Source organism: Paratractidigestivibacter sp. (assembly GCF_052362415.1).
Taxonomy (GTDB): Bacteria; Actinomycetota; Coriobacteriia; order Coriobacteriales; family Atopobiaceae; genus Paratractidigestivibacter.
The window spans coordinates 1-2,007 of the sequence record NZ_DAWEMK010000191.1 but is presented as its reverse complement, the minus strand read 5'-3'; the positions used below and the strand labels follow the sequence as shown (position 1 = coordinate 2,007).

At 66.2% G+C, this 2,007-nt stretch carries 2 protein-coding genes; both read right to left on the bottom strand.

Annotated features, from left to right (window positions below; translation table 11 throughout):
- Nucleotides 1-20: 20 nt before the first annotated feature.
- Nucleotides 21-1,241, bottom strand: coding sequence for an MFS transporter (locus ACT84W_RS10800; RefSeq protein ID WP_444329220.1), 1,221 nt, complete (start codon nt 1,239-1,241; stop codon nt 21-23).
- Nucleotides 1,242-1,310: 69 nt separating this feature from the next.
- Complete coding sequence (locus tag ACT84W_RS10795) at nt 1,311-1,835, bottom strand: HD domain-containing protein (protein WP_444329219.1); 525 nt, start codon at nt 1,833-1,835, stop codon at nt 1,311-1,313.
- Nucleotides 1,836-2,007: the final 172 nt, after the last annotated feature.

Sequence of the window (2,007 nt, the reverse complement as noted above, 5' to 3'; positions counted from 1 at the left end):
GGTGGGAGGCCTTCTCCCCTTTAAGGCTCCAGGCGAACCGCCGCGACGGCGCAGCCGCAGGCCACGAGCGCGAGCGCCGCGCCCACGAGCCCGAGCGAGCCCAGCCCGAGCCCCGTCACCGCAGCGCCGCCAACCGCCGTGCCGAAGGCGATGCCGATGTTGAACGCCGTCGGCTCGAGCGAGCTCGCGAGCGTGAGCGCCTTCGGGTGCCGCTCGTTGGCCATGCGCATGAAGAGTGTGATGCACGGGACGCTCACCGCGTACATGAGCAGGCCGAACGTGAAGATCACGATGAGCGCGGCGGGCATCGCGGTCCCGACTGCCCGCAACGCCGCGAGCACGGCGGCCTGCGTCAAAAAGAGCCCGACGCCGGACTTGAGTCCGAACTTCTCGTCGAGGACGCCGGAGAGCATGTTCGAGAAAAACAGGATCACGCCGAAGACCAGCAGCACAAGGCTCGTCTGCGCGGCAGTGAGGCCGAGGTACTCCTCGAGGTAGGGCGTCACGTAGCCGTAGAAGACATAGGTCGACCCCACGCCAAAGACGAAGATCGCGACGCACGCGAGCACGCTCAGCTCGCAGAGCAGCGGGAACTGGTCGCGAACGCGCGCTGGCTCGTCCGTCGCGCCCTCGCGCGGGAGCAGTGCGATCAAAAGCGCGCAGGTCACGACCGCGAGGATAAGGCAGGCGACCATCATCGCGCGCCAGTCGAGGGCATCGGCGAGCATCTTTCCGGCCGAGGTCGCGAGCACCATCGCCACGCTGAAGGCGGCGTAGACGACGGCGACGGCGAACGAGGTCTTGCGCGGGTCGACGAGCTCAGGCAGGAAGGTCACGCCCACGGCGAGGAAAGCGCCGGACACAAGGCCGCAGGTCACGCGGCTCACGTAGAGCGCCGGCATGCCCGTGGCGGTCGCCGCGACGACGTTGCCGAGGATAAAGACTCCGGCATAGATAACGAGCATCGTAAAGCGGCGGAACCGGCCCGTCGCGAGCGCGAGCGTCGGCGTGGCGACGGCGTAGGTGAGCGCGAACACGCTGATGAGCTGGCCGATCTGGGCGAGGCTCACGCCGAACGCGTCGGCGAGCTCGGGCTCGATGCCGATGGGCGCGAACTCGGTGCAGCCGAGCGAGAACGCGAGGAGCACGATGAGGGCGACGCAGAGCTTCTTTCTGGCGGTCGAGAACGACGCGGCGGTGCCGGCGGGCGCTGCGTCGATGTTGGCGGCGGTGCAGGACAAATCAATGCTCCAGTCAATTAGCGCGGTTCTGGATATGATGCTCGGGCTGATTCACGGCTTACCCCCTGGTCAAAGCCCAAACATCTGGTCGAGCAAGGCCGTGCCGGTCCGCGTGCGGAAGATCCGTTCGCGCGCAGCGAGGACAGTGTCCGTGCCTGACCCGTCCTCGAACAGGTTGACGATGAAGTCGGCCTCGACAAGAACCTGGTAATCGATCCCGTCGATGGCGTCGTAAGTATGGTGGTGGCCGACGAGGAAGGCCACGCGATCGGCCCGGTGGGGGTCGAATCCGCAGCCCAAGAGCATGAGGCGGGCAGGCTCGGGGCCGAGCTCCTCCTGGAGCTTACCGCTCGACCGGCCATACTTCTTGAGCGCGGGATGGATGCCGATGTCGTGGACGATGGCCGCGGCCTCCAAGGTGAGGAGGGTCGAGGGTTCGAGCTTCTCGCCGAGGCCGATGGTGCGCGCGAGACTCGCGACCTTGACGAAATGCTGGATACGCGCGGGGTCGCCGGCGTCGAACTCGATCATGCTGAGCATGAGCTTGTGGAGCAGCTCGTCCGCGCGGGCAAGGTCAGCGTCTTCGGGTGCCATGGTTTTCCTTCCTGTTCGCTTTGCCGACTGCCATAATAGACAACCGCGCAAACCGGTAGGAGGAGCAACATGCCAAACGCAGATGTCAGGAATTCCAAGCAGGTCGATGTCAGGCTCGCCGACTGCGATAAGCGGCCCGCGATGGTGTACGACGTGCCGGCGATCGTCGCGA

Coding starts and splice junctions, on each gene's coding strand:
- ACT84W_RS10795 (WP_444329219.1), bottom strand. CDS start 1,835: ATGGCACCCGAAGACGCTGACCTTGCCCGCGCGGACGAGCTGCTCCAC.